Raw genomic sequence first — 26,840 nt, 5'->3', positions numbered from 1 at the left:
TGTCAGCGGTCGGCCGCCGCCCACCAGTCGGCGTCCAGCTCGCCCCTGGCGACCAGCACCGCCGGTCCGGTGAGCGTGCTGCCGTCCTCGGTGATCTCCACCTCGAGGGTGCCGCCGGGGACGTGGACGGTCCGGCGGCCGGTGTGCTCGCCGGAGGCGTGCAGCGCCGCGGCGACCGCCGCGACCGTGCCCGTGCCGCAGGAGCGCGTCTCCCCCACCCCGCGCTCGTGGACCCGCATGCGCAGGGTCCGCGCGTCCAGCGCGTTGACCAGCTCCACGTTCACGCCGCGCGGGAAGACGCTGGTGTCGTAGGAGGGCTGGTCGGACAGGTCGAACTCCGCCACGGGGAAGTCCGTGAGGCACGCCAGGTGCGGGTTGCCGACGTCCACCACGAAGCCGGGGAAGGAGGTGCCGCCCAGGCTGGCCGTGGAGCCCCCGGTGACCCGGGCGGGCCCCATGCCGACCGTGACGACGCCGTCGGCGCGCACCCGGGTGGGGCGCGGTCCCGAGCGGGTGCCGACGACGACCTCGCCGGGCTCGGCCAGTCCGGCGCTCACGAGGTAGGTGGCGAAGACCCGCACGCCGTTGCCGCACATCTCCACGGCGGAGCCGTCGGCGTTGCGGTAGTCCATGAACCAGCACGATGGGTCCACATCGGACGGTGCGTCGTCCACATGGGACGCCCGGACCACGCGGAGGACGCCGTCGGCGCCCAGTCCCCTCCGCCGGTCGCACAGCGCGCGCACCCGTCGGTCGGTCAGGTCCAACACGCCCTCGGGGTCGGGCAGCACGACGAAGTCGTTCTCCGTGCCGTGCCCCTTCACGAACTCCACACCGCGCACCCCGTCAGCCTACGTGCGTCGGGGCCGCGGGCAGGTCCCGGCGGAGGTCAGAGGAGGGACAGGGCCGCGGCCAGCAGGTCGGGGCGGGCCGCGTCCAGCCACGTGATCCGCTTGTCGCGCCGGAACCAGGAGCGCTGCCGGCGCACGAAGCGACGGGTGGCGCGCGCCGTCTCGGCCGCGGCGGTGTCCATGTCGCACTGGCCGTCGAGCGCGGCGAGCACCTGCTGGTACCCCAGGGCGCGGGAGGCCGTGCGGCCCTCGCGCAGGCCCTCGGCCTCCAACGCGCGCACCTCGTCGATGAGGCCGGCGGCGAACATCCGGCGCACCCGCTCGTCGACCCTCTCGTCCAGCACGGCGGGCTCCCTGTCCAGTCCGATCAGGACGGTGCCGTAGCGGGCGGGCCCCGGTCGGGGCATCGTGGCGGAGAACGGCCGCCCTGTGATCTCCACGACCTCCAGCGCCCTGACGATCCGCCGCCCGTTGCCGGGCAGGATGGCCGCCGCGGCGGCGGGGTCGACGGCGGCGAGCCTGGCGTGCAGGGCGGCGGGGCCGACCTCGGCCAGCTCGGCCTCCAGCCGCGCCCGCACCTCCGGATCGGTGCCGGGGAACTCCAGCTCGTCGAGCACCGCCCGCACGTACAGGCCGGAGCCGCCGACCAGCACGGGCACCCGGCCGGCCGCCAGCAGCTCCTCGACGGTCCGCCGGGTCTGCCGCTGGTAGGCGGCGACCGACGCGGTCTCGGTCACGTCGAGCACGTCGAGCAGGTGGTGCGGGACGCCGCGCCGCTCCTCCACCGTGAGCTTGGCGGTGCCGATGTCCATGCCCCGGTAGAGCTGCATCGCGTCGGCGTTGACCACCTCGCCGCCCAGCCGGAGGGCCAGGTCGACGCCGAGGTCGGACTTCCCGGTGGCGGTGGGGCCGACGACGGCGACGGGACGGGGAGAGCGGGTCGTCACGACAGGCCAGGGTACGTGGGGCGCCGCGTCGAGCCGGTCAGCGGTGGGGAGCGCCCGGCCGTCAGTCCACCGGGTCCCAGACGGCGACGTGGTAGCCGACGCCGAAGGGCGCGTCCGAGTACAGCAGCTCGGCCCGCCAGCGCCGTCCGTCCGCCAGGGCCGCGCCGGCCAGCACCTGCCACGCCGCCCGACCGCCGACGACCAGCTCGGCCGCCACCGCGACGTCCAACGCGAGCAACGCGGACGCGTCCGCCGTGGCCAGAGCGTCGCGCACCCGGCCGTCGTACTCGGGCGCGCGGGGGTCGGGCCGACCGGGCGCGCGGTCGGGGTGCCGGGCGGACCCGTCGCCGAGGACCAGCAGGCCGACCGGCTCGGGACCGGCGGCCAGGTCCGCGCCGACCCGGCGGCACTCGTCGGCCGGCAGGTCCGGCGGAACCAGCTCGACCCGCACGCTCTCGGCGCCCACCCGCCCGCGCAGCCAGCCCGCGACGAGGGCGGGCAGTGGCAGCTCGACGTCCGGCTCGGCGGCGCCGGGGCCGAGCGTCACCGGCACGTCGACGCCGAACCCGGCGAAGGTGCCCGCCGTGGCCGGGTCGACCGTCCTCGGCCCGCTCGGGTCGGCCGCCACCGCCACCCACCGCGCGGCCCGCCCGAGGAGCCGGCGGCCGGCGTCCAGACAGGCCGCGCGGACCGGCTCGGTCCGGCCGGCCGCGCCCGCGACCAGTTCGGGCACCAACAACGGCGGGTGCGGCAGCACCGCGGCTCCGACGATCACTCCGGCAGGCTAGCCGGCGACGCCCGGTGTCCGGCACCGCGTGATCGGGCCCCGAAACGGGATCGGAGTACCGGCGCGCGCTGTGACCTGTTTGAATGCGCGCACGGGGACAACTCGGGCGGACAGGGCCCACGGCGTTCCCGGTGGCGCAGGCCCCGCGGTGCGGGGCGCCCGCGAGCCGCGGGCACGAGGTGGGCAGGCGAGGAGGAAGCCGGCATGACCGAGCACGGAACGACCCCGGAGACCACGGCCCCGGAGACCACGGACCGGGACGGTGGCGTCCAGGTGGCCGGGGAGCGGCGGTCCCCGGCGCAGGGGGACCCCGCGCGGCCCGCGCCCCACGTGCCGGCGGCGTCCGACGACCCGGCGCGCTGGGGACGGGTGGACGCCGACGGCACCGTGTACGTGCGGACGGCGGAGGGCGAGCGGGCCGTGGGCTCGTGGCAGGCCGGCGAGCCGGCCGAGGGCCTCGCGCACTACGCCCGCCGCTTCGACGACATCCGCACCGAGGCCGAGCTGCTCCAGGCGCGGCTGGCGTCCGGAGCCGGCGACCCGAAGCAGGCGCTGACCAGCGCCCGGCACCTGAGGGACAGCCTGGCCGACGCCTCGGTGGTGGGCGACCTGGCGGCGCTGGCCGCCAAGGCCGACCACCTGGTGGCCCGCGCCGAGCAGGCGGTCGAGGCCGCCAAGGTCGCCCGCGACCAGGCCCGCGCCGAGGCGGTGGCGCGCAAGCAGGCGCTGGTCGAGGAGGCCGAGCGGATCGCGGCCGAGGCCACCCAGTGGAAGGCGGCCGGCGACCGGCTGCGGGCGATGCTGGACGAGTGGAAGGCGGTCCGCGGCGTCGACCGCAAGACCGACGAGCAGCTCTGGAAGCGCTTCTCCCGCGCCAGGGACGCGTTCAACCGGCGGAGGGGCTCGCACTTCGCCGAGCTGGACCGGCAGCGGCTCGCCGCGCGCGCCCGCAAGCAGGAGATCGTGACCGAGGCCGAGGAGCTGGCCGAGTCCTCCGACTGGGGCCCCACCGCCGGCCGCTACAAGGAGCTGATGGCGGAGTGGAAGGCCGCGGGGCGGGCGCCGAAGGACGCCGACGACGCCCTGTGGCAGCGGTTCCGCGCCGCGCAGGACCGGTTCTTCGCCCGCCGGTCCGAGGCGTTCAGCGAGCGGGACGCGGAGTTCGCCGAGAACGCCAAGCTCAAGGAGGAGCTGCTCGCCGAGGCCGAGCACATCGACCCCAAGGCGGACCTGGAGGCGGCCAGGGCGCACCTGTACCGCATCCAGGAGCGCTGGGAGCAGATCGGGCGCGTGCCGAGGGAGCGCATCCGCGAGCTGGAGGGCCGGCTGCGCGCGGTCGAGGAGAGGGTGCGGGCCGCGGTGGACGCGCACTGGCGGCGCACCGATCCGGAGGCCGAGGCCAGGGTGGCCCAGTTCCGGGAGCGGGTGGAGCAGTTCGAGGCGCAGGCGGCCAAGGCGCGCGCGGCCGGCGACCGGCGGCGGGCCGAGCAGGCCGAGGCGCAGGCGGCGCAGTGGCGCGAGTGGCTGGCGGCGGCCGAGGCCGCGGTCAGCAACCGCTGAGCGGCACAGGACGGGGGCCGGTCCACGGGGTGTGGGCCGGCCCCCGTTCTCGTCGCGGGGTCGGGCGCGGCGCCGTCTACTGATGATCTCGGCGAATTCACACTGCCGGAGAATGCCCAGAAGCTCCGGTGCTCTCGTCGGCCGCGCGCTCTCTATCTCACCAAAGATTAAGACTGGGGGTGGACCCCCCGTTTTCCACATTGCCGGCAAGGTCTGACAAAAGGCGCTCTCTGACAGCGGACTGGCATGAGAAGTACCTGATCAGGCGAATGTGGTGATCCCTCGGCGTGGCGTGCGGGCGCTCGCCCTGACCTGTGAGGTATTCGCGCGCGCACTTCAGCCATTACTAGGGGGATCCCCCCATCTCTAGCGTCGCAGCGAGGTCTGACACTTTTCCCGCCCAGGGCGCGTGGGAACAGGAAGAGAACCTGATCAGGTGGATTTCGAAGGTCGGGCGGAACACACCACGCCGCGCCGGCGTACCCACTTCCGCTGCCGGGTCGCGCCGCTCACTGTCCTCGGCGAGGTTCCGACGCCGACATATCGAGGCCGGATCCGCCGCCCCCATCCCTGCCGCGTTTCGTGTCCGTGACAGAGAAGGTTCCGCTGCTCACCATCGGTGAGCACGGGCCGGGGCCGCCGCGACAGTCACGACGGCCCCGGCCGGACAGGCGTCAGCGCAGGGGGCGGGACGACGCGATGCGGAACCACTGGATCGTCAGCAGGAACAGCGCCGCCACCGCGACGATCAGGCCGGCGCCGGGACCGGGGCCCGGGTCGTGCACGCGCCCGGTCTGCTGCGTCCACACCGCCAACGCGCCCAACACCGTGGACAGGGCGCAGCCCCACGCGCTGGCCCACGCCAGCGCCCAGCGCCGCGTCGCCAGCGTGAGCACGGACAGCAACCCGCCGAGCAGGTACGCCGCGCCGGAGAACAACACCGGCAGCAGGTGGATCCGCTGGCCGGGCGCGGAGTGCCCGAGCACCACCTGCCAGCCGGTGGTGTCCCCGACCCACGGCAGGATCGCGGCGACGAGCAACCCGACCACGCACACCGTCACCAACAGCGCCTTGGGGCCGGGTTCGACGTGGCGCAGCACTCCCCGCTCGACCGCGTCGATCTCGGCGCGCAGCCGGGCCATGTCGGCCGGCTCTCCTGGGCTGGACGCGTGGCTCATCGGACCGAACACCCACCTGTCGGCTCGGGTTGGGCCGCGGGCGGCCCGAACGACGGCAGACCGAGGGTGACGCCGGAGGTCTTCGGCCGCACCCCCGCCTCCCAGTTGTCCCCCGCGCGGGTGCGCCGGTGCCCAAGCACCGGGCCGTCCGCCACGAGGTGGTGCGGCGCGCCGTAGGTGACCACGGCGCGCACGACGTCGCCGGGTCGGATCTCGCCGTCGACGGCGTCGCCGATCGGGGTGAAGTGCACCAGCCGGCCGTCCCGCGCGCGGCCGCTCATCCGGTGGGTCTCGGCGTCCTTGCGCCCCTCGCCCTCCGCGACGAGCACCTCCACGGTGCGGCCGACCAACTCCCGGTTCAGCTCCCAGGAGATCTCGTCCTGGAGGGCGACCAGCCGCTCGTAGCGTTCCTGGACGACCTCCTTGGGGACCTGCACGTCCATGCCGGCCGCCGGCGTCCCCGGGCGCTTGGAGTACTGGAAGGTGAACGCGCTGGAGAACCGCGCCGCCCGCACCACGTCCAGCGTGCCCTGGAAGTCCTCCTCGGTCTCACCGGGGAAGCCGACGATGATGTCGGTGGTGATGGCCGCGTCCGGCATGGCGGACCGCACCTTTTCGATGATCGACAGGTAGCGGTCGGAGCGGTAGGAGCGCCGCATGGCGCGCAGGACCCGGTCAGAGCCGGACTGCAACGGCATGTGGAGCTGGTGGCAGACGTTGGGCGTCTCCGCCATGGCGGCGATGACGTCGTCGGTGAAGTCCCTCGGGTGTGGGGAGGTGAACCGGACCCGCTCCAGGCCCTCGATGTCGCCGCAGGCCCGCAGCAGCTTGCCGAAGGCGTACCGGTCGCCGAACTCCACGCCGTAGGAGTTGACGTTCTGCCCGAGCAGCGTCACCTCCAGCACACCCTCGTCGACCAGCGCGCGTACCTCGGAGAGCACGTCGCCCGGCCGGCGGTCCTTCTCCCTGCCGCGCAGCGACGGCACGATGCAGAAGGTGCAGGTGTTGTTGCAGCCGACCGAGATCGACACCCAGCCGGCGTAGGAGGACTCGCGCCGCGCGGGCAGCGTGGACGGGAAGACCTCCAGCGACTCCAGGATCTCGACCTGCGCCTCGGCGTTGTGCCTGGCCCGCTCCAGCAGCACCGGCAGGGAGCCGATGTTGTGCGTGCCGAACACGACGTCCACCCACGGCGCGCGTTTCACGATCTCGCCGCGGTCCTTCTGCGCGAGGCAGCCGCCCACGGCGATCTGCATGCCCGGGTGGTCCTTCTTCACCGGGCGCAGGTGGCCGAGGTTGCCGTAGAGGCGGTTGTCGGCGTTCTCCCTGACCGCGCAGGTGTTGAACACCACGACGTCCGGCACGGTCTCCTCGTCGGTCGCGCGGACGTAGCCGGCGTCCTCCAGCAGCCCTGCCAGCCGCTCGGAGTCGTGCACGTTCATCTGGCACCCGTAGGTGCGGATCTGGTAGGTCCGGGACACTCCTCAACCCCTTCTTCCCGACCTCCCAGGGTACGGCGCGCGCCGGGCACAATGCCCTGGTGCCCCCGTTCCCCCGGCGAACCGCGCTGGCCCTGTTGGCGGGCCTGCCGCTGTGCGCGGCGGGCTGCACCGGCTCGCCGCCGCCGGTCCGGCGCCTGACCATCGGCACCGGCAGCGCCGACGGGGTCTACTTCGCGCTGGGCCAGGTGCTCGCGAGGACGTGGGCGGACCAGTTGGGCATCCGCTCCGAGGTGCGGACGACCGCCGGGTCGGTCGCCAACATCGAGTTGCTGCGCAGCGGGGGCGCGGACGTGGTGTTCAGCCAGGTCGACGCGGCGGCCGAGCCCACCCCGGATTCCCCGTTGCGGGCGCTGGCCCGGATGCACGACGACTACATGCACGTCGTGGTGCGCCGCAATCCGGAGATCACGAACCTGTCCGAGCTGCGCGGGATGCGGGTGTCGATGGGCGCGGAGCGGTCCGGCGTGCAGATGATCGCGCGTCGGTTGCTCGCCGAAGCCCCCATCGACCCGGACCGCGACCTCCAGACGGAGCGGTTGAGCATCGACGAGTCGGTGCGGGAGATGGCGGAGGGCCGGCTGGACGCGTTCTTCTGGTCGGGCGGGCTGCCGACGGCCGGGGTGCGGCGGCTGGCGGAGGAGACGCCGATCCAGTTGCTGGACCTCGGCCACGTGCTGGCGGCGCTGCGTCGCCGCTACCGCGTGTACGACCAGGGCACGATCCCGGCCTCCACTTACCGGCTCGGGAACCCGGTGACGACGCTGGTGGTGCGCAACCTCCTGCTGGTGCGGGCGGACATGCCGGACGACCTCGCCGAGGCGTTGACCAGGGGCTTGTTCACCGCGTTGGACGGGTTGGCCAGGGCCAACAAGGCGGCGGCGACGATCGGTGTGCGGGCCGCGATCGGCACCGCTCCCCTGCCGCTGCACCCGGGGGCCGAACGCTACTACCGGGACGCCAAGAAGCAGTAGACGTCACAGTCGGAGCCGGGCCGTGGCGGCGCGGTGGTCGCTGCCGCTGGTGCGGACCACGGCGGCGTCGACGGCGGTGAGGCCGCGGAAGAGCACGTGGTCGGGGCGGGTCACGGGGAACGTGGCGGGCCAGGTGAAGCCGAGTCCGACGCCGGCCTCGCGCTGCGCGTCGCGCAGGGTGTCGGTGAGGTCGGCCATCCTACGGTCGGTGCTGGCGGTGTTGAGGTCGCCGAGCACGAGGACGCGCTGGTCCTCCCGGGCGACGGCCTCGGTGAGGTGGGCGAGGCTGCGGTCGCGGTCGGCGGTGGCCCCGGGGCGGGCCGAGCCCAGGTGCGCGACGAGGACGACGACCTCGCCGCGCGGCGTGGCGACGCGGGCGCGCAGGGCGCGGGGCCACCCGAGCCCGAGGTCGAGCGGAGCGTGGTCCCGGATGGGGTGGCGGCTCCACAGCCCGACGGTGCCGACCACGACGTGGTGCGGGTACGCCTCGTCGAGGACCTCGGCGGCGGACCGGTTCGCCATCTCCTGCACCGCCACGAGGTCCGCCCCGGTGGCGGCCAGTTCGGCGAGGGTGCGCCCGGGGTCCGGGTTGCGGGCGTAGAGGTTCTGGGTGACCACGGTCAGGTCCGCGGGGCCGGGTGGGGCGCCGCCGGGCGCGAACGCGGAGCCGAACATCAACACCCACACCAGGGCCGGCGCGGTGAGCGCGAGGAGGCTCCGCCGCGCCCGCCCGACCAACGCCACGAGCGCGAGCACCGGGACCAGCGCGCCGAGCCAGGGCAGGCCGCTGTCCAGCACGGTGCCGACGCCGGCGACGTCCGGGACCAGGCGGTGGCCGGCGAGGACCAGGGCCAGCGCCACGGCGGCCACCGCGATGAGCACGTCTCGCCGCCGGCGGGGGCCGGGGCGCCGATGACGCCCCGGCCGCCACGCCCTGGTGGCGTGTTCTTCCCGGACAGGTCGGAGAGGTTGTGTGTCGAGCACTCCGCTGATCTCCTTGCTGTCGTTCGGGTGGTCGTTCACACCGTCGTTCACACCGCCGTTCACGCGGCTGTTCACTCGGTCGTTCACGCGATGGTCCTGCTCGGCTTTCACAACGGCGTTGCAGCGGCACCCACAACGACGTCACAGCGCCGTGACAGTGGTGTCACAGCGAGCCCGGGCACAGTCGCCTCGGCGCGTGGTCACCCCGGAGCGTCGCCTCGACGCAGCCGCCGGGCAGGTCTCCGACGGTCTGGCTCCCGAAGTTGGCGGTGACCGTCAGCACCCCGTCGCCGAAGGTCGTCTGCTGGACGAGGTGGTCACTGGTCACCCAGCGGAACCCGGTCATCGGTTCGGTGGCCGCGGCGTTGTGCAGCGGGGCGAAGAACCTCTGGAGCGCGGCGATCCGCCGACCGTGCGCGTCGATCTCCTTGCCGTCCAGGACGAAGTTGAGCGGCGTGTTGTGGAGCATCGCCAGCAGCGCCCTGGTGGTCGTGAGTTCGGGAAGCTTGTAGTAGGGCAGCTCCCACCGGTCGAGGCTGATCACCGAGTCGTGCAGGACCGTCTGGTAGAGCGGGACGCGGTAGACCGGGTCGAACATCGCCTTCGCGACCGGGGCCGGCAGCGAGGTCGGCTTGAAGAAGAACCCGGGCCGTTCCTGCGGGTAGTAGCGGCCCCACTCCTCACGGTTCCGCTCGGCCGGCCACAGCCCGTCGTTGACGGGGGTGGCCGATCCGTGGCTGAAGGCCAGGACGGGGTTGGCCCAGCCGCCCGCGCTCTCGGAGCCGAGGACGAGCTTGCGGTCCTCGCTCAGCCACCGCATGCGGTCGAGGCGGTTCCGCCGGTCCTGCGCGCGGTTCATCGGGTGCGCGCCGTCGTGGTCGTCGAACAGTTCTCCCGCGGCGTCGACGTCGAGGAAGTAACTGTTCGCCCCGGCGGCGGTCATGGCCTTCACGCGGTCGGCGAGCACGTGCGCGGCGGGTTCTGCCTGGGCCAACGCCTGGGAGCTGAGGTAGCAGCCCCGGTCGTGGAACCCGGCGACGATCTTCCCGGCCGCGTCCCTGACGCATCCGTCCTTCCACAGGGACCCCGGCCAGACCGAGGCCCTGGTGTCGGCCGTCGCCGGGTCCTGGGCGTTGGCCCAGGAGTCGTAGGGGCCGACGAGGTAGCCGGCGTCCCTGGCCGCGCGGACCGCCTCGGCGCCCATGCCCGCCGCGTCCGCGTCGTAGCCGATCCACATCCGGTCCACGCCGGTCTCGCGGAGCTTGCGGATGCCCTCGGGTGTCCGCGCCTGGCCCCACACGTAGGCGTGGAACGCGCCGACGAGCCTGCCCACCTCGGGGTTGCGCTCGATCTTGTCCCGGAGTCGGGAGAGACCGTTGTGGGAGACCAGCCACTTCCGGTAGTCCTCGGCCGCCGCGACCGGAGTGGCCTCGGTGAGAGCGAACGTGACCGTGTAGTCCCGGGTGTTCGCGCGTTCGGCGAACACGTGACTCGCCTCGGTGCGCAGCCGTCCGCCGTCGGAGACGAACCGGAGCTTGGTGTCGATGTCGGTCGGCGCGATGTAGCTGACGCCCCGACCGCCGATGGTGTGCCCCCAGAAGGGCATGGTCAGACCGCCGACGAGATCGAATTCTGCGCCGGAGAGGCGGGCCTCGGGGGAGTTCCAGAACGGGTCGGCGACGGGCACCGACAGTCCCTCGCCGCGTGGGAACGCCACGGACGTCGTCGCCGGGTCGGTGCCGGTGACCGGCCACACGAGCGAGCCGTCGCGGCTGGAGCGCACGGTCACGGCGAGTCGGCCGTCCTCGGCCGCGGCCGTGACCGAGAGCCCGCGGTCCGGGTAGGTCCAGCGCACCGCGCCGTTCTCCCGGCTCACCCCGTCCACCCGGCCCAGGTCTGCCGCTGCCGGCCCGGACAGCGTCAGCTCCTGGCCGTCCCGCGCCCTGGCGCTCACGGCGAGCGACCGCAGGCGCACCACGGCCTCCCCGCCGTCCACGGGGACCACCACGTCGTCCCCGGTCACCCGGACCCCGGCGGTTGCCCCGGCCTGACCGCCGCACCCGGTCACGAGCGTGCCGGCCACGGCGAGGCAGGCCAGGACCCCGGAGGCGGTGTGCCGTCGCCTCGTCCTCGCCCTGGTTCTCGTCGGTCGTGCTCCACGTGCCATGGCGGCCACCCTGGGCGAGGAAGATGAGAGTCCGATGAGAACCGGCCGGTCGGTAGCATCGCCCTGGTCATGCGCGTGCTGGTGGTGGACGACGAGCCGGCGGTGCGGGACGCGGTGGGCCTGGCGCTGGAGAGCGAGGGCTACGTGGTCCGCGCCGTCGGCGACGGCGCCAGGGCCCTGGTCGAGATCGACGCGTGGCGGCCGGACGCGGTCGTCCTCGACGTGGCGATGCCGTACCTGGACGGCCTGGACGCCTGCCGGCGGCTGCGGTCCACCGGTGACCGCACGCCGATCCTCATGCTCACCGCGCGCGACGCCGTGGGCGACCGGGTGGACGGACTGGACGCGGGGGCGGACGACTACCTGGTCAAGCCGTTCGACCTCGACGAGCTGCTGGCCAGGGTGCGGGCGCTGCTGCGCCGCGCCTACCCGGACGACCCCGCCGTGCTGCGGCACGCCGACCTCGTGGTCGACCCGGCCGCGCGCACCGCGCGCCGGGGCGACCGGGTGATCGAGTTCAGCCGCACGGAGTTCGCGTTGCTGGAGGTGTTGCTGCGCAACGCCAACCACGCCCTGCCACGCGAGGTGATCATCGAGCGGGTGTGGGGCAGGGACTTCGGCCCCGGCTCCAACTCTCTGGAGGTCTACGTCCGCTATCTGCGGCGCAAGCTGGAGGCGGGCGGCGAGCCGCGCCTGATCCACACGGTGCGGGGCGTGGGCTACCGGCTGGGCGCGCCGTGAGCCGTCGCCGGTCGGTGCGGGCGCGGATCGCCCTGGCGGCTTCGGCGGCCGTCGCGGTGGCGGTGGCCGCGCTCGCGGCCGTCGCCTACGCGCTGGTCGCGCACGAGCTGAACCAGGAGATCGACCGGGGTCTGAACCGGGAGGTGACCCGCCTGCGCCGGTTGGAGGCCAACCAGCCGGGGGCGTGGAGCCCGTCCGGCCCCTGCCAGTTCCTGGCCGCGCCCGCCTGCGTCCAGAAGGTCGGCGAGGACGGGCGGGTCGTGGGCGACGGTTCCGCCACGCTTCCCGTCCCGGCCGAAGCCGGGGCGGTCGCGCGTGGTGAGCACGCGACCTACTTCAGCGACGTCGACCTCGATGGCCACCGCGTGCGCGTGGTGACGGCGCAACTCGTGCCCGGTACGGCCGTGCGGGTGGCGGTCCGAGCCGACACCGTCGACGAGAGCCGGAACCGGATCGGTGTCGCCCTGTTGGCCGCCGGCCTGGTCGGCGTGGGTGTCGCCGGACTGGCCGGTTGGGCGGTGGCGCGCGCGGGCCTGCGGCCGGTCGCCGCCTTCACGGCCACGGCGGAGCGGGTGGCGGCGACCCGGGACCCGGGCCACCGGGTGGAGCTGGCCGGCGACGACGAGCTGGCCCGGCTGGCCCGCAGCTTCAACACCATGCTCACCGCCCTCCAGGAGGCGTTGACCGCCAGGGAGAGGTCGCTCGCCGCGCAACGCCGCCTCGTCGCCGACGCCTCCCACGAGCTGCGCACCCCGCTGACGAGCCTGCGCACCAACCTTGACCTGCTGGGCAGGGCCGAGCGCCTGACACCGGACCAGCGGACGGCCGTCGTCGCGGCGGCGCGGGCGCAGGTGGCCGAGTTGTCCGGCCTGGTGACCGACCTGGTCGACCTGGCGCGCGGCGACGACCCGGACGCCCCGCCGGAGCCGACGGAGGACCTCCGGCTGGACCTTCTCGTCCGACACTGCGTGGCCAGCGCCCAACGCGACTGGCCGGCGGTCGAGTTCCGCACCGCTCTGGAGCCGACGGTCGTGGACGGCGTGCCGAGGCGGCTGACCAGGGCGGTGGCCAACCTGCTCGACAACGCGGCGAAGTTCAGCCCGGCCGGCGGGGTGGTGCTGGTCGAGGTGGCCGGGCGGGAACTGCGGGTGCGGGACCACGGCCCCGGGTTTCCGCCCGAGGATCTGGCCAGGGTCTTCGACCGCTTCTACCGGGCCCCGTCGGCCAGGTCCCTGCCGGGGTCCGGACTCGGTCTGGCGATCGTCCGCCAGGTCGCCGAGGTCCACCACGCCACCGTGGCCGCCGAGAACGCCCCGGACGGAGGGGCGGTCGTCCGACTCCGTTTTCCCTGACGCGCCACCGTGTTCTGTGTTCCGTTGTCAGGACATCGACGGGCGGTGCGAGACGAGACCGACGACACCGGGCCTTGACACACCCGCCCTGTCCATTGTGGACGCCGGTTGGACACTGACGCCTGCGCTTCCCCTGGTTCTCTTGCCCAGCAAGCATTCCGACCGACCTCAGCCATCACACGATGGCGTGCATCTCTCGGCCAGGCCCGCCAACCGACCGAAGAACTGTCAGACCACGTTGAGACGCTGGAAGTGGGGGGTTCCCCAAGACAAGAGAGGTGTCGCGCGCGCGAGCGCCCCGGGACAGGCATGGGCTGGCTCGTTCGCACCACGCCGAAATGATCAGTCGGCACGCTCGGGCAGGCGGAGCACGACCCGCAGGCCATCGGACCCGTCCGGATCGTCCGGCCCCGGCAGCTCCAGGCGCAGCGCTCCGCCCGCGCGCTCCACCAGCGTCCGCACGATCGCCAGGCCGAGCCCCGAGCCCGGCACGTTCTGGTGCGCCGGCGACCGCCAGAACCGGTCCGTGGCCCTGGCCAGCTCGTCCGGGGTCAGCCCGGGGCCGTGGTCCCGGACCGCCAGCTCCACCCCGCCCGCCACCCGTCGCGTCGAGATGACGATCTCACTGTCCTCGCGGGTGAACTTGACGGCGTTGTCCAGGACCGCGTCCAGCACGGTGTCCAGCACCCCGGCGGCCGCGACCACGACCAGGTCCCGCTCCCCGTCCCTGCGGAAGCGGACCCCGCGGACCTCGGCCAGGGTCTGCCACGACTCCAGCCGGTCGGCGACCACCGCGTCCACGTCGACCGGCTCGACGTCCCTGCCGGCCGCCTCGGCCCTGGCGAGCGCGAGCAGGTCGTCCAGCACGGTGGCCAGCCGCTCGACCTCCTCGGTCGCGCCCACGTAGTGGGGCTCCGCCTCGGCGTCGACGTGCCCGTCCAGGTTGTGCAGCCGCAGGCGCAACGCCGTGAGCGGGTTGCGGAGCTGGTGGGAGGCGTCGGCGACGAACGCGCGCTGCGCGGCCATCGCGTCGGCGACCGAGGCCGCCATCCGGTCGAACGCCCTGGTGAGCCGGCGCAGCTCGACCGGCCCCGATGAGGCCCCCACGGGCTCGGCCGGACGCCCCCTGGCCACGCTCGCCGCGACCCGGTGCGTCGCCGCGTCCAACCGCTGCACGGGACGCAACAGCCAGCGCACCACCGGCACGGCGAACGACACGGCGGCCACCGCCAGGACGAGCAGGCCCGCGGCCAGCAGCACCAGCCAGGTCACCAGGATCCGCTGCCGGAGCGGACCCGTCGGGGAGACCGTGACCGCCGCGCCGCTGGGCCGGCTGCCGACCACGATCGGCTCGGCCACCACCAGGGGTCCGTCGTCCCACGGGAGGAACAGCCCGTAGGGCTCGGAGGGCCGCCCGGCCAGCGCCACGTCGATCCGCTCCCGCAGTTCCTCCCGCTCCGGGTCGAAGCCCTCCCCCGACGCCACCAGCACCTTCCGGTCGGCGTCCACCACGGCCGCCGCGACGCCGTAGAGCTGCTCGTAGCGTTCGAGCTCGGCGCGCAACCCCGCGACGACCTCGGGACGGTCCTCGACCAGGGGCTGTTGCGCGATCGCCGCGAACCGCAGCGTGTCCCCCTGACGGTCGAGGAACAGTTCCTGCTGGGTGGCGCCGGCGATGCTGCCCGCCAACGGCACCCCCAGACCGACCAGCACCAACGCCAGGAGGGTCAGCACGATCGCGAGCAGCCGGCTGCGCACCCGCGCCTCCCCCGCTCAGTCCAGCGCCAGGCGGTAGCCGACGCCCCGCACGGTCTGCACGAGGTGCGGCCGGCCGAGCTTGGTGCGCAGGGTCGCCACGTGCACGTCGAGCGTGCGGTTCGCCCCCGGCCACGACTTGCCCCAGACCTCGGCGATGATCCGCTCGCGGCTGCACACCGCGCCGCGCGCCGCCGCGAGGATCGCCAGCACCTGGAACTCCTTGCGGGAGAGCGCGACGGGCGCGCCGGCCACCGTGACCTCGTGCCGTCCGAGCTGGACCTCCACGTCGCCCACCCGCACCGGCCCCGCCGGCTCGGCGTCCACCGCCCTGCGCCGCCGGTTCACCGCGTGCACGCGGGCCACCAGCTCGCCGACGTCGTAGGGCTTGACCAGGTAGTCGTCCGCGCCGGAGTGCAGGCCGAGGATGCGGTCGTCCACCTCGCCCCTGGCCGACACCACGATCACCGGGACGTCGCTGACCGCCCGGATGCGCCGGCACACCTCCAGCCCGTCCAGGTCGGGCAGGCCCAGGTCCAGCAGGACCACGTCGACCTCGGCCAGGTTGTCCAGGGCGGCCCGCCCCGAGGCGACCCAGCGCACCGCCATGCCCTGCCGGGCCAGGGCGGGCTGCAACGCCTCGGCCACCCGGTGGTCGTCCTCGACCAGCAACACCCGCACGTGGACCCCCCTTCCGGACGAACGCACGTCCCCACCAGCGCGAACGTGGTTCAACGCCGGCCGACTGAATCGATCGGGGGACGAGGTTGTGACCCAGTTGAGACCCTAAGTCTTGCTCAAGTCGCCTGGACTGTTGTGTCCGACGCCACCTAACGTCCCCGCGACATTCCACCCGATGACCACGCCGCCCTCGCAGGGAGGACCTCGATGACCGCAGCCGCCGCGGCCACCCCGATGATCAGGATGTCGGGGGTGGACAAGTTCTTCGGGCCGCTGCACGTGCTCAAGAACATCGACCTGGAGGTGCCGAAGGGCCAGGTGGTCGTGGTTCTGGGGCCGTCGGGCTCGGGCAAGTCGACGCTGTGCCGGACCATCAACCGGCTAGAGCCGATCGACAAGGGCACGATCGAGGTCGACGGTCAGCCGCTGCCCGCCGAGGGCCGGGCGCTGGCGCGGCTGCGGGCCGAGGTCGGCATGGTCTTCCAGCAGTTCAACCTGTTCGCGCACAAGACGATCGTCGAGAACGTCATGCTCGCGCCGGTGCGGGTGCGGGGCGTGGCCAAGGACGAGGCCAGGCGCACCGCCATGGAGCTGCTGGAACGGGTCGGCATCGCCAACCAGGCCGACAAGTACCCGGCGCAGCTCTCCGGCGGTCAGCAGCAGCGCGCCGCCATCGCCCGCGCCCTCGCCATGCGGCCGAAGGTGATGCTGTTCGACGAGCCGACCTCGGCGCTGGACCCGGAGATGGTCCAGGAGGTGCTGGACGTGATGACCACGCTGGCCGCCGAGGGCATGACGATGCTCGTCGTCACCCACGAGATGGGCTTCGCCCGCAAGGCCGCGGACCGCGTGATCTTCATGGCGGACGGCGAGGTGGTCGAGGACACCACCCCCGAGGAGTTCTTCGCCGCCCCGAAGTCGGCCCGCGCCAGGGACTTCCTCGGCAAGATCCTCACCCACTAGGTCTCACCCAACCTGGGAACGCGAACGCCGGCGGTGCGCCCCGGCGTCGGACGATCGGAGGGAACAGCAGAATGCGGTTCACCCGGATGCTGCGCGTTGGCGCCGCCGTGACCGCGTTGGCGCTGGCCGCCGCCTGTGGCGGCGGTGGCGGCGGCAACAGCGGCAAGTCGCTGGTCCAGCGGGCCAAGGACACCAAGAAGGTGTCCATCGGCATCAAGTTCGACCAGCCGGGCCTCGGCCAGAAGACGCCGGACGGCAAGTACGAGGGCTTCGACATCGACGTCGCCCGGTACGTCGCCAAGGAGCTCGGCGTCGACGAGGGCAACATCGAGTTCAAGAAGGCCGAGTCCGCGCAGCGCGAGAACATGATCGAGAAGGGCGAGGTCGACTACGTGGTCGGCACCTACTCGATCAACGACAAGCGCAAGGAGAAGGTCTCCTTCGCCGGCCCGTACTTCATCACCGGCCAGGACCTCCTGGTGCGGGCGGACAACACCGACATCACCGGGCCCGAGACCCTCGACGGCAAGAAGCTGTGCTCGGTGAAGGGCTCCACCCCGGCCCAGAAGATCAAGAGCGACTTCTCGAAGCAGGCCGAGCTCCAGGAGTACGGCGGCTACTCCGAGTGCCTGGCCGGGCTCAGCAGCGGCAAGCTCGACGCGCTGACCACCGACTCGGTCATCCTGGCCGGCTACGCCGCCCAGAACCCGAACAAGTTCCGGCTCGTCGGCAAGGTCTTCACCGAGGAGAAGTACGGCATCGGCCTGAAGAAGGGCGACAACGAGGGCCGCGACGCGATCAACAAGGCGATCGAGAAGATGATCGCCGACGGCGCGTGGAAGGCGTCGCTGGAGAAGCACCTCGGTCCGGCCGGCTACAAGATCCCGGACCCGCCCGCCATCACCGAGAAGTGATTCCCTGATTCCGCTGGAGGCGACGGGCCGGGACTCCGGCGCGCCGGGCGCCCCGTGACGCCCGCTGGCCGGCCCGGCCCGTCGCTGTTCGATCTGTAGGAGCTCTGGTGGACTTCCTGAGCAGGTACGACTTGCTCGGCGCCTTCTGGGTGACCGTGCGGCTCACCGTGTTCTCCGCGATCGGCTCGCTGGTGTGGGGCACGGTCCTCGCGGGGATGCGGGTGAGTCCGGTGCCGGTGATGCGGGCCTTCGGCACCGCCTACGTCAACCTGGTCCGGAACACGCCGCTCACGCTGATCATCCTCGGCACCTCGCTGGGGCTGTACTCCACGCTCGGGCTGGCGCTGGCCGACGAGACCTCCGGCACCTTCCTGAAGGACAACAACTTCCGGCTCGCCGTGCTCGGCTTCGTCGCCTACACCTCGACGTTCGTCTGCGAGTCGCTGCGCTCCGGCATCAACACCGTGCCGGTCGGCCAGGCCGAGGCCGCCCGGGCCCTGGGCCTGCGGTTCAGCCAGACGCTGTGGATCGTGGTGCTGCCGCAGGCGTTCCGGGCGGTGATCGCCCCGCTGGCCAGCGTCCTGATCGCGTTGACCAAGAACACCACGGTGGCGAGCGCGATCGGTGTGGCCGAGGCGTCGTTGCTGATGAGCGAGATGATCGAGAACGAGGCCGACAAGCTGTTCCTGATCTTCCTCGCGATCGCGGCCGGGTTCGTGGTGCTGACCCTGCCCACCGGCCTGTTCCTGGGCTGGGTGGCCAAGAAGGTGGCGGTGAAGCGATGAGCGCTCCCTCGGTCCTCTACGACGCGCCCGGCCCGAAGGCGCGCGCCCGCAACGTGGTCTACACCGTCGCGTTCTCCCTGGTCCTGCTCGGAGCCGCCTGGTTCGTGGTCTCGGGGCTGAACGAGGAGGGCCAGCTCGACGCCGAGCTGTGGAAGCCGTTCGTCGCCGACTCACGGATCTGGACGGAGTTCCTGCTGCCCGGCCTGGGCACCACGCTCGAAGCCGCGGCCGCCGCGATCCTGATCGCCCTCCCGGTCGGCGCGATCTTCGGCATCGCCCGACTGTCGGACCACGCGTGGGTGCGGGCGCTGGCCGGGGCACTGGTGGAGTTCTTCCGCGCCATCCCGGTGCTGGTCCTGATGATCTTCTGCGACCGGTTCTACTACCTGTTCACCGACATCTCGCCGGACAACCGCACGTTCTGGGCCGTGGTGACCGCCCTGGTGCTCTACAACGGGTCGGTGTTGGCCGAGGTGGTGCGGGCGGGCATCCTGTCGCTGCCCCGGGGGCAGACCGAGGCGTCCCTGGCGCTGGGCCTGCGCAAGACGCAGACCATGACGCTGATCCTGCTGCCGCAGGCGGTCACCGCGATGCTGCCGGCGATCGTCAGCCAGCTCGTCGTGGTGCTCAAGGACACCGCGATCGGCGGGGCGATGCTGACGCTGCCGGACCTGCTGAGCCAGTACAAGCTGATCGCGAACAACTACAACAACACGATCCCGACGCTGATCGTGATCGCGGCGCTGTACATCGTGATCAACACGATCCTCACGCAGCTCGCGGGCCGACTGGAACGGCGGCTGTCACGCCGCAACCGGCCGCCGGCCGGGGTGCGGGAGGACCACATCGAGCGGCAGGACGTGCACCTGGCCGAGACCAAGACCGGCGAGGCGTCTGGAGCCTGAGGCAACGGCTTGGGACAGGCGGCGGGCCGGTCGGGAGAGCATCCCGACCGGCCCGCCGCCTTTCTTATCGAGACGCCGTCGTGGGGCTCCGGGTCGAGGCGCCCGCCGTGGTGGTCGTGGTCGAGGCTTCTGGCGGGGTTCCGGTGATCCCGAGTGGCGCGAGCGTGGCGTCGAAGGCGCGCTGCCACCGGCCGTCTCGCACCGCCTCCTGGAGCAGCTCGTCGAGCTTGCGCTGGAACGCCTTGTCCTTGGCGGCCACCGCGACGAAGTGCTGTTGTCCGCCGCTGGTGAGGTAGGGGCCGGCGAGGGCGACCCGGCCCTGCTGGGCCTCGCCCTCCCCGGCCCCGCCGAGCAGCAGGTCGAGGTCGTGGCTGGCGACGGCGCCGATCCCCAGCGCGCCCGGCAGCGGTTTGAACTCGACCTTGGCGGGGTCCACCCGCAGGCCGGCGGCCAGGATCCTGGCGATCTCGACCTCGAAGCCGCTGTACTCGTTCGTGTTGGGATCGCGGAACGCCCAGCCCTGCTTGTTGGGGCGGACGCCGACGACGAGCTTCCCGCGTTGGGCGACGCGGTCGTAGGTCGGGGAGTCGGGGACCAGGGGCGGTGTCGTCGTGGCGGTCGCCGCCGGGGCGGAGGCCGACTGGGCCGGCGGCCGGGGTGGCGGGTCGCTCTCCCCGCCCTCCCACCACAGCAGGAAGAGCACACCGGCGACGACTCCGGCGATCAGCGTGACCAACGCCTTGCGCATGAGCCAGCATCGTCCCCAGCCGCGATCACCCTGTCCAGCGGCCAGCCGGGCGCGCGGAGTAGAGCGGCGCGCCTCCTCCTCTCATCGCCCGATCGGGCGGGATCGGCGTCGCTTCAGCCGACCCTCAGGTTCGGCGGCCACCGTGGGAACCGGACAGGCCATCGCGGGCGAGGGCCACGAGAAGGGGAGGACACCATGGTGGAGAGCAGGACGAGCGGAGACCCGGCGGCCGCGCACACCGACCGACACGACCCACCCAGTGTCCACTGTGGAGAGATCAGTGCGGGACCGATCGACCGGGGCGGCGCGGGGCCGTCCCCAGTGTCCGCAACGCCCCCGACATCACTCCCGGAACAGGCAACGTGCCCGACGACGGGCCGGTGGCTCCGCTCCCCGGCACCGCGGTGGCTGGTCGCGGGTCTGCTCGGCGCGCTCGCCACCGCCGGCCGCTCCCAGGGGACTCGACCGGGCGGCGGGCACGTCCGCGGGACGCCGCCGAATGCGACGTCCAGAGTGGACGGACCCGTCGAGGGAGCGGGGGGCGGGGGCGGCTTCCGCTCAGGTCCGGTCCCCGCGTCGTCGGAACAGCCCGAACAACGGGTCGTAGCGGCGGTCGACGACCCGCTCCTTCAACGGGATCAACGCGTTGTCGGTGATCTTGATGTGTTCGGGGCAGACCTCGGTGCAGCACTTGGTGATGTTGCAGAAGCCGAGGCCGTGCTCGGCCTGCGCCAGCTCACGCCGGTCGCCGCCCGTGTCCCCGTGGCTGTCGAGCGGGTGCATCTCCAGCTCGGCGATCCGCATGAGGTAGCGCGGGCCGGAGAAGGACAGCTTGTTGTCGTCGTGGTCCCGGATCACGTGGCAGGTGTTCTGGCACAGGAAGCACTCGATGCACTTGCGGAACTCCTGCGACCGGTTCACGTCCACCTGCCGCATCCGGTACTCGCCGGGGGCGAGGCCGGCCGGCGGACGGAAGGAGGGGATCTCCCTGGCCTTCTCATAGTTGTACGACACGTCCGTCACCAGGTCGCGCACGACCGGGAAGGAGCGCATCGGCGTCACCGTCACCGTCTCGTCCTCGGTGAAGACCGACATGCGGGTCATGCACATCAGCCGGGGCCGCCCGTTGATCTCCGCCGAGCAGGACCCGCACTTGCCCGCCTTGCAGTTCCACCGCACGGCCAGGTCGGGGCACTGGGTGGCCTGCAACCGGTGGATGACGTCCAGCACCACCTCGCCCTCGTTGACCTCGACCTGGTAGTCCCGGAGCTCGCCCGCGTCGGCGTCGCCCCGCCACACCCGGAAGTGCGCCTGGTAGCCCATTCCTCGTCCTCTCGCCCGGCGGTCGTCCCGCCGTCCCGCGTCGTGGTCGCGGACCGGCTCACGCCCGCTCGCGGAGCTGCCACCGCGGATGGTCGGTCAGCTCGTCGTCCAGGAAGTACTTCTGGAGCTCGGCCAGGTCGAACAGGGCCAGCAGGTCGGGCCGCAGCGGCGGCTGCACGTGCCGGGACACGCGCACCTCGGCCTCGGCCCCGGCCGGGCCGCGGGCCAGCTCGCAGGCGAGCAGGGCGCGCCGCCACTCGGGGTCCATCTGCGGGAAGTCGTCGCGGGTGTGCCCACCCCGGCTCTCGGTGCGCTCCAGGGCCGCCCGCGCCACGCACTCGCTGACCAGCAGCATGTTGCCCAGGTCCAGGGCGAGGTGCCAGCCCGGGTTGTACTGGCGGTGCCCCTCGACCACGACGTTGCGGGCCCTGCGCTTGAGCTCGTCGAGCTTCTTGACCGCCAGCTCCATCTCGTCGCTGCGCCGGATGATCCCGACCAGGTCGTTCATGACCTGCTGGAGCTCCACGTGCAGCGTGTAGGGGTTCTCGGGCGGCCCGTCGGCCGGGGAGCCCCCGAACGGGGCCAACGCGCGCTGCCGCGCCTGGTCCACGTCGGCCATGGCCACGACCGGCTTGTCCTGACCGAGCGAGGTGACGTAGGCCGCGGCCCCCAGCCCGGCCCGGCGTCCGAACACGAGGAGGTCCGACAGTGAGTTCCCCCCCAGCCGGTTCGAGCCGTGCATGCCCCCGGCCACCTCACCCGCGGCGAACAACCCCGGGACCCGGGAGCCGGCGGTGTCCGGGTCGACCTCGACGCCCCCCATGACGTAGTGACAGGTCGGTCCCACCTCCATCGGCTCGCGCGTGATGTCGACGTCGGCCAGCTCCCGGAACTGGTGGTGCATGGACGGCAGCCGGCGGATGATCTCGGCCGCCGGCAGGCGGGAGGACACGTCCAGGAACACGCCGCCGTGCGGGGAGCCGCGCCCGGCCTTGACCTCGGCGTTGATCGCCCTGGCCACCTCGTCGCGGGGCAGCAGCTCCGGCGGCCGGCGGTTGTGGTCCGGGTCGGTGTACCAGCGGTCGGCCTCGGCCTCGTTGTCGGCGTACTTCTCCTTGAACACCTCGGGGATGTAGTCGAACATGAACCGCCGGCCCTCGGCGTTGCGCAGCACGCCGCCGTCGCCCCGCACGGACTCGGTGACCAGGATCCCCTTCACGCTGGGCGGCCAGACCATGCCCGTCGGGTGGAACTGGACGAACTCCATGTTGATCAGTCGGGCGCCGCTGCGCAGCGCGAGCGCGTGCCCGTCCCCGGTGTACTCCCAGGAGTTGGAGGTGACCTTGAAGGACTTGCCGATGCCGCCGGTGGCCAGGACGACGGCGGGCGCCTCGAAGAGCACGAACCGGCCGCTCTCCCGCCAGTAGCCGAACGCGCCGGCCACGCGCCCTCCGTCCAGCAGCACGTCGGTGACCGTGCACTCGGCGAAGACCCGCAACCCGGCCTCGTAGTCGCCGAACTCCCGGAAGTCGGCCTGTTGCAGCGCGACCACCTGCTGTTGGAGGCTGCGGATCAGTTCGAGCCCGGTGCGGTCGCCGACGTGGGCCAGGCGGGGGTACTCGTGCCCGCCGAAGTTGCGTTGGCTGATCCGCCCGTCCTCGGTGCGGTCGAACAACGCGCCGTAGGTCTCCAGCTCCCAGACCCGGTCCGGGGCCTCCTGGGCGTGCAGCTCGGCCATCCGCCAGTTGTTGAGGAACTTGCCACCCCGCATGGTGTCGCGGAAGTGGACCTGCCAGTTGTCGTGCGGGTTGACGTTGCCCATGGCCGCGGCGATCCCGCCCTCGGCCATGACCGTGTGCGCCTTGCCGAACAGCGACTTGCACACCACGGCGGTGCGCATGCCCCGGGCGCGGGCCTCGATCGCGGCCCGCAGCCCGGCCCCGCCAGCGCCGATCACCACGACGTCGACGGCGTGGCGTTCGATCTCGGTCATTCTCGGGCCATCCCCTTCCGGCGGCTCAGTTGAACAGGCGTGGGTCGGCGAGGGCGCCACTGGCCACGAGCATCACGTAGAGGTCGGCGAGGGCGACCGAGAACAACGAGAGCCAGGCCAGGGGCATGTGCCTGGCGTTGAGCCAGGAGATCCTGGTCCACATCCAGTACCGCACCGGATGGCGGGAGAAGTGGGTGAGCCGCCCGCCCACGATGTGCCGGCACGAGTGGCAGGACAGTGTGTACGCCCAGATCAGGACCACGTTGGCCAGCAGGACCAGCGTGCCGAGGCCGATCCCGAAGCCCCCGTCCCTGCCGTGGAAGGCGATCACGACGTCGTAGGTGAGGACGGCGGCGATCGGGATGGCCGCGTAGAAGAAGTAGCGGTGGGCGTTCTGGAGGATCAGCGGGAACCGCCGTTCCCCGGTGTAGCGGCGGTGCGGCTCGGCGACGGCACACGCCGGAGGCGACAGCCAGAACGCCCTGTAGTACGCCTTGCGGTAGTAGTAGCAGGTGAGGCGGAACCCGAGCACGAACGGCAGCACGAACAGCGGCGGCGTGACCAGGAAGCCCAGGTCGGGGAACCAGCGCCCCCAGTGCGACGAGCCGGGCACGCAGGCCTCGCTCAGGCACGGCGAGTAGAACGGCGCGAGGTACTGGTACTCGCCCACCCAGTACCACTGGTTCATGAAGGCGCGGATCACGCCGTAGATCACGAAGGCGCTGAGGCCGAGGAAGGTCAGCAGCGGCGGCAGCCACCACCGGTCGGTGCGCAGCGTGCGCGCGTGGATCCGCGCCCGGCCGGGGCCCTGGGTGGGAGCGGTCATGGTCTCCTCGTTCGGGGTCGAGGGAGGGTTCGCCGGTCCCCTACTCGCGGTGGTACCCGCCGACCCCCTCGTCGTCGGCGTCGTGCCACAGCTTCGGGTCGTACGGGGTGTCCGGGACCTGCACGATCTCCGGACCCTTGCCCTCCGTGCGGGGCGCTGGCGCGGTGGGCAGCTCACCGAGGTCGGCCACGTCGATGTCGAGGCGTTCGACGTCGTTGACCAGTCGCCGCACCGGCGGCACGTCGCCGTAGCGCGAGCGCAGCTCGCCCACGCGTTGCCGCAGCTCGCACATGGCGCGTTGCAGGGCGGCCATTTCCGACGTGATGGGCATGTCGCACACCTCCGGCTCGGTGGTGGCGTCCCGGGGGACGCGAGTCGGTCCGTGCGCCGACCCCCTCTCCAGCGCCTGCGCCGACTCTGCCCCCGCGCGATTCGTGTGACAAGTCCCACACGCCGAGATTCCCTCGGTGATCGCAAACTGGCCCCCCTGCCGTGAACGGGCGCGAGCCGTCCGGTGGCCGTTCCCGGTGCTCCGACCGCCCGCACCCGCTCCGACCAGCGCCGTCCTCCGAATCGGCCGGACGGACCCGCGCCCGGCTATTGCCAAAATTGGTTTAGACATCTGGATCGGTTTGGAGGTGGCGCGCCACTGCCCCTAACGTGTGAACTGTGCAACGCTTCCGCGGCGCCAACGTCGTCGTCGCCGATCAGCCGAAGGCCGAGTGATCGACGAGGAGACGTCGGATGAGTCAGCTCCACCCCGTGGTCGCCGAGGTCACCGCGCGCATCGCCGCGCGAAGCGAGCGGACGCGCCGGGCCTACCTGGACCGGATGGCGGCGGCCGCCAGCGACCGGCCCACCCGCACCGCCCTGCCGTGCAGCAACCTCGCCCACGGGTTCGCCGCCTGTTCCGTGGAGGACAAGCTGACGCTGCGCGGCGCGACCAAGCCGGGCGTGGCGATCGTGTCCGCCTACAACGACCTGCTCTCGGCGCACCAGCCGCTCCAGGAGTTCCCCGCGTGGATCAAGGCGGCGGTGCGGGAGGCCGGGGGCGTCGCCCAGTTCGCCGGCGGGGTGCCCGCCATGTGCGACGGCATCACCCAGGGCCGCACCGGCATGGAGCTGTCCCTGTTCAGCCGCGAGGTCATCGCGATGGCCACCGGCGTGGCGCTGTCGCACGAGATGTTCGACGCGGCCCTGCTGCTCGGCGTGTGCGACAAGATCGTGCCGGGCCTGCTGATCGGCGCGCTGGCCTTCGGCCACCTCCCGGCGATCCTCGTGCCGGCCGGGCCGATGGCCTCCGGCCTGCCGAACCGGGAGAAGGCCAGGATCCGCCAGCTCTACGCCGAGGGGCGGGCCAGCCGCGAGGACCTGCTGGAGGCCGAGGCCGCCTCCTACCACTCGCCCGGCACCTGCACCTTCTACGGCACCGCCAACTCCAACCAGCTCGTGGTCGAGGTGATGGGCCTGCACCTGCCGGGCGCGAGCTTCGTCCAGCCGGGCACCCCGCTGCGGCGGGCGTTGACCGAGCACGCCGCGCGACGCGTGGTCGAGCTGTCCGCCAGCGACGAGCACACGCCGCTGGCCCACGTCATCGACGAGAAGGCGGTCGTGAACGGCGTGGTCGCCCTGCTGGCCACCGGGGGCTCCACCAACCACACGCTGCACCTGCCGGCGATCGCCGCGGCCGCGGGCATCCAGTTGACCTGGGACGACTTCAGCGACCTGTCGGCGGTGACGCCGCTGCTGGCCCGCGTCTACCCCAACGGCAGCGCCGACATCAACCACTTCCACGCGGCGGGCGGCGTGCAGTTCCTGGTCGGCGAGCTGCTGGACGCCGGACTGCTGCACGCCGACGTGCGCACGGTGGCCGGCCCCGGCCTCGACCGCTACCGCCAGGAGCCGTTCCTGGACGGCGACCGCCTGGTGTGGCGGGACGGCGCCGGCCGGTCCCTGGACACCGACGTGGTGCGCGGTGTCGCGGAGCCGTTCGCGCCGGACGGCGGGCTGCGCCTGCTGGCGGGCAACCTCGGCCGGGCCGTGATGAAGGTGTCGGCCGTGGCGGCCGAGCACCGCGTGGTCGTGGCCCCGGCCAGGGTGTTCACCTCCCAGGAGGACTTCACGACCGCGTTCCGGGCTGGCGAGCTGGACCGGGACGTGGTGGTCGTGCTGCGCGGGCAGGGGCCGCGCGCCAACGGGATGCCGGAGCTACACGGGCTCACCCCGGCGCTGGGCGTGCTGATGGACCGGGGCCACCGCGTGGCGCTGGTGACCGACGGACGGATGTCCGGGGCCTCGGGGAAGATCCCGGCGGCCATCCAGGTCACCCCGGAGGCGGCCGCGGGAGGGCCGCTGGCCAAGGTCCGGGACGGCGACGTCGTCCGCGTGGACGCCGAGCGCGGCACGGTGGAGCTGCTGGTGCCGGATGCCGAGCTGGCCCGGCGGAACGTCGTGGACGGCCCCGCCTCCGACGCGGACTGGGTCGGCACCGGCCGGGAGCTGTTCGCGGTGTTGCGCCGTGGGGTGGGGCCGGCTGACCGGGGCGCGACGGTGTTCGGCACGCTGTCCGAAACGGATGCCGTGGACGCCGGGGACGCCGCGCCCGCGGCCCCGACGTCGGAGGTGGTCGTGCCCGGTGTGTCCCTGATGCCCGCGCAGGGCCGTTGACCGGGGGACGCCAGCGGCCGGGCCCCGGCGCAGGCGGCCCGGCGGTGGCCGTGAGCACGGCGCGTTGCCGCTGTTCACGGCGTCGGCCGGTTCGGGTGTCTCCCCGGAACGCGGGAGACGTCCGTGAGCGACACTGCGTCGGGCGCTCACGGACACCGCTCGGGTGTGGGTGTCCCACAAAGATGCGGCGTGTGGGTGTCCCGCAAAGATGCGGCATGTGGGCGTCCCGCACAGATGTGG

23 protein-coding genes are annotated in these 26,840 nt (G+C 72.8%); 9 read left to right on the top strand and 14 right to left on the bottom strand.

Annotated features, from left to right (window positions below; genetic code table 11):
* Positions 1–2 precede the first annotated feature (2 nt).
* The 3 genes from dapF to LX15_RS02315 form a co-directional block, all read right to left on the bottom strand.
* Complete coding sequence (gene dapF, locus LX15_RS02325) at positions 3–842, bottom strand: diaminopimelate epimerase (RefSeq protein WP_253667768.1); 840 nt, start codon at positions 840–842, stop codon at positions 3–5.
* A gap of 47 nt (positions 843–889) precedes the next feature.
* On the bottom strand, positions 890–1,798 hold the full coding sequence (gene miaA, locus LX15_RS02320) for a tRNA (adenosine(37)-N6)-dimethylallyltransferase MiaA (RefSeq protein ID WP_253667767.1): 909 nt from the start codon (positions 1,796–1,798) through the stop codon (positions 890–892).
* A 61-nt stretch (positions 1,799–1,859) separates the two neighbouring features.
* Positions 1,860–2,573 (bottom strand): class III extradiol dioxygenase subunit B-like domain-containing protein, encoded by a 714-nt coding sequence (locus LX15_RS02315; protein WP_253667766.1) that lies wholly within the window; start codon positions 2,571–2,573, stop codon positions 1,860–1,862.
* A 216-nt stretch (positions 2,574–2,789) separates the two neighbouring features.
* Here LX15_RS02315 and LX15_RS02310 point away from each other — a divergent pair, with 216 nt between their 5' ends.
* On the top strand, positions 2,790–4,145 hold the full coding sequence (locus LX15_RS02310) for a DUF349 domain-containing protein (RefSeq protein WP_253667765.1): 1,356 nt from the start codon (positions 2,790–2,792) through the stop codon (positions 4,143–4,145).
* A gap of 674 nt (positions 4,146–4,819) precedes the next feature.
* On the opposite strand, the gene LX15_RS02305 is transcribed toward LX15_RS02310, so the two are convergent.
* Together LX15_RS02305 and miaB are read right to left on the bottom strand one after the other, a co-directional pair.
* Positions 4,820–5,323, bottom strand: coding sequence for an Rv2732c family membrane protein (locus LX15_RS02305; protein WP_253667764.1), 504 nt, complete (start codon positions 5,321–5,323; stop codon positions 4,820–4,822).
* Positions 5,320–6,804 (bottom strand): tRNA (N6-isopentenyl adenosine(37)-C2)-methylthiotransferase MiaB, encoded by a 1,485-nt coding sequence (miaB, locus tag LX15_RS02300; protein ID WP_253667763.1) that lies wholly within the window; start codon positions 6,802–6,804, stop codon positions 5,320–5,322. Before miaB ends, LX15_RS02305 begins: the two co-directional genes overlap by 4 nt.
* A 59-nt stretch (positions 6,805–6,863) precedes the next feature.
* On the opposite strand from miaB, the gene LX15_RS02295 reads away from it, so the two are divergent.
* The gene (locus tag LX15_RS02295) at positions 6,864–7,796 is read left to right on the top strand and encodes a TAXI family TRAP transporter solute-binding subunit (protein WP_253667762.1); all 933 of its coding nucleotides are present in this window, start codon (positions 6,864–6,866) and stop codon (positions 7,794–7,796) included.
* A gap of 3 nt (positions 7,797–7,799) precedes the next feature.
* Here LX15_RS02295 and LX15_RS02290 read toward each other — a convergent pair whose 3' ends face one another.
* Both LX15_RS02290 and LX15_RS02285 read right to left on the bottom strand, forming a co-directional pair.
* Complete coding sequence (locus LX15_RS02290; RefSeq protein ID WP_253667761.1) at positions 7,800–8,678, bottom strand: endonuclease/exonuclease/phosphatase family protein; 879 nt, start codon at positions 8,676–8,678, stop codon at positions 7,800–7,802.
* A gap of 265 nt (positions 8,679–8,943) precedes the next feature.
* Positions 8,944–10,947 carry a glycoside hydrolase gene (locus tag LX15_RS02285; protein WP_253667760.1) on the bottom strand — a complete coding sequence of 668 codons (2,004 nt, stop codon included), beginning with the start codon at positions 10,945–10,947 and terminating at the stop codon, positions 8,944–8,946.
* A gap of 69 nt (positions 10,948–11,016) precedes the next feature.
* Here LX15_RS02285 and LX15_RS02280 point away from each other — a divergent pair, with 69 nt between their 5' ends.
* Both LX15_RS02280 and LX15_RS02275 read left to right on the top strand, forming a co-directional pair.
* The gene (locus tag LX15_RS02280; protein WP_301303867.1) at positions 11,017–11,688 is read left to right on the top strand and encodes a response regulator transcription factor; all 672 of its coding nucleotides are present in this window, start codon (positions 11,017–11,019) and stop codon (positions 11,686–11,688) included.
* Positions 11,685–13,040 carry a HAMP domain-containing sensor histidine kinase gene (locus tag LX15_RS02275; RefSeq protein ID WP_253667759.1) on the top strand — a complete coding sequence of 452 codons (1,356 nt, stop codon included), beginning with the start codon at positions 11,685–11,687 and terminating at the stop codon, positions 13,038–13,040. Before LX15_RS02280 ends, LX15_RS02275 begins: the two co-directional genes overlap by 4 nt.
* A 342-nt stretch (positions 13,041–13,382) precedes the next feature.
* Here LX15_RS02275 and LX15_RS02270 read toward each other — a convergent pair whose 3' ends face one another.
* Positions 13,383–14,798, bottom strand: coding sequence for a sensor histidine kinase (locus tag LX15_RS02270; protein WP_253667758.1), 1,416 nt, complete (start codon positions 14,796–14,798; stop codon positions 13,383–13,385).
* Positions 14,799–14,813: 15 nt separating this feature from the next.
* On the bottom strand, positions 14,814–15,476 hold the full coding sequence (locus LX15_RS02265) for a response regulator transcription factor (protein WP_253667757.1): 663 nt from the start codon (positions 15,474–15,476) through the stop codon (positions 14,814–14,816).
* Positions 15,477–15,710: 234 nt separating this feature from the next.
* On the opposite strand from LX15_RS02265, the gene LX15_RS02260 reads away from it, so the two are divergent.
* From LX15_RS02260 to LX15_RS02245, 4 genes are all read left to right on the top strand, one after another.
* Positions 15,711–16,439, top strand: a complete 729-nt coding sequence (locus tag LX15_RS02260; RefSeq protein ID WP_253667989.1) for an amino acid ABC transporter ATP-binding protein — start codon at positions 15,711–15,713, stop codon at positions 16,437–16,439.
* Between the two features lie 71 nt (positions 16,440–16,510).
* Entirely contained in the window at positions 16,511–17,353 is an 843-nt protein-coding gene (locus LX15_RS02255; protein WP_253667756.1) for a glutamate ABC transporter substrate-binding protein, read from the top strand.
* 104 nt (positions 17,354–17,457) lie between these two features.
* On the top strand, positions 17,458–18,138 hold the full coding sequence (locus LX15_RS02250; RefSeq protein ID WP_301303908.1) for an amino acid ABC transporter permease: 681 nt from the start codon (positions 17,458–17,460) through the stop codon (positions 18,136–18,138).
* On the top strand, positions 18,135–19,043 hold the full coding sequence (locus LX15_RS02245; protein WP_253667754.1) for an amino acid ABC transporter permease: 909 nt from the start codon (positions 18,135–18,137) through the stop codon (positions 19,041–19,043). Before LX15_RS02250 ends, LX15_RS02245 begins: the two co-directional genes overlap by 4 nt.
* A gap of 64 nt (positions 19,044–19,107) precedes the next feature.
* On the opposite strand, the gene LX15_RS02240 is transcribed toward LX15_RS02245, so the two are convergent.
* From LX15_RS02240 to LX15_RS02220, 5 genes are all read right to left on the bottom strand, one after another.
* On the bottom strand, positions 19,108–19,791 hold the full coding sequence (locus tag LX15_RS02240) for a transporter substrate-binding domain-containing protein (RefSeq protein ID WP_253667753.1): 684 nt from the start codon (positions 19,789–19,791) through the stop codon (positions 19,108–19,110).
* Positions 19,792–20,349: 558 nt separating this feature from the next.
* On the bottom strand, positions 20,350–21,114 hold the full coding sequence (locus tag LX15_RS02235; protein ID WP_253667752.1) for a succinate dehydrogenase/fumarate reductase iron-sulfur subunit: 765 nt from the start codon (positions 21,112–21,114) through the stop codon (positions 20,350–20,352).
* Positions 21,115–21,172: 58 nt separating this feature from the next.
* A complete protein-coding gene (locus LX15_RS02230; RefSeq protein WP_253667751.1) occupies positions 21,173–23,107 on the bottom strand; it encodes a fumarate reductase/succinate dehydrogenase flavoprotein subunit in 1,935 nt (644 codons plus the stop codon).
* Between the two features lie 25 nt (positions 23,108–23,132).
* Positions 23,133–23,933 carry a succinate dehydrogenase subunit SdhC gene (gene sdhC, locus LX15_RS02225; protein WP_253667750.1) on the bottom strand — a complete coding sequence of 267 codons (801 nt, stop codon included), beginning with the start codon at positions 23,931–23,933 and terminating at the stop codon, positions 23,133–23,135.
* Positions 23,934–23,973: 40 nt separating this feature from the next.
* On the bottom strand, positions 23,974–24,264 hold the full coding sequence (locus LX15_RS02220; protein ID WP_253667749.1) for an Rv0250c family protein: 291 nt from the start codon (positions 24,262–24,264) through the stop codon (positions 23,974–23,976).
* Positions 24,265–24,677: 413 nt separating this feature from the next.
* Between LX15_RS02220 and edd the strand changes: the two genes are divergently transcribed.
* Positions 24,678–26,600, top strand: coding sequence for a phosphogluconate dehydratase (gene edd, locus LX15_RS02215; protein WP_253667748.1), 1,923 nt, complete (start codon positions 24,678–24,680; stop codon positions 26,598–26,600).
* Positions 26,601–26,840 lie beyond the last annotated feature (240 nt).

Source organism: Streptoalloteichus tenebrarius (assembly GCF_024171885.1).
GTDB classification, from domain to species: domain Bacteria; phylum Actinomycetota; class Actinomycetes; order Mycobacteriales; family Pseudonocardiaceae; genus Streptoalloteichus; species Streptoalloteichus tenebrarius.
The sequence above is the reverse complement of the archived record's forward strand: the minus strand, read 5'-3'. Positions and strand labels throughout refer to the sequence as shown.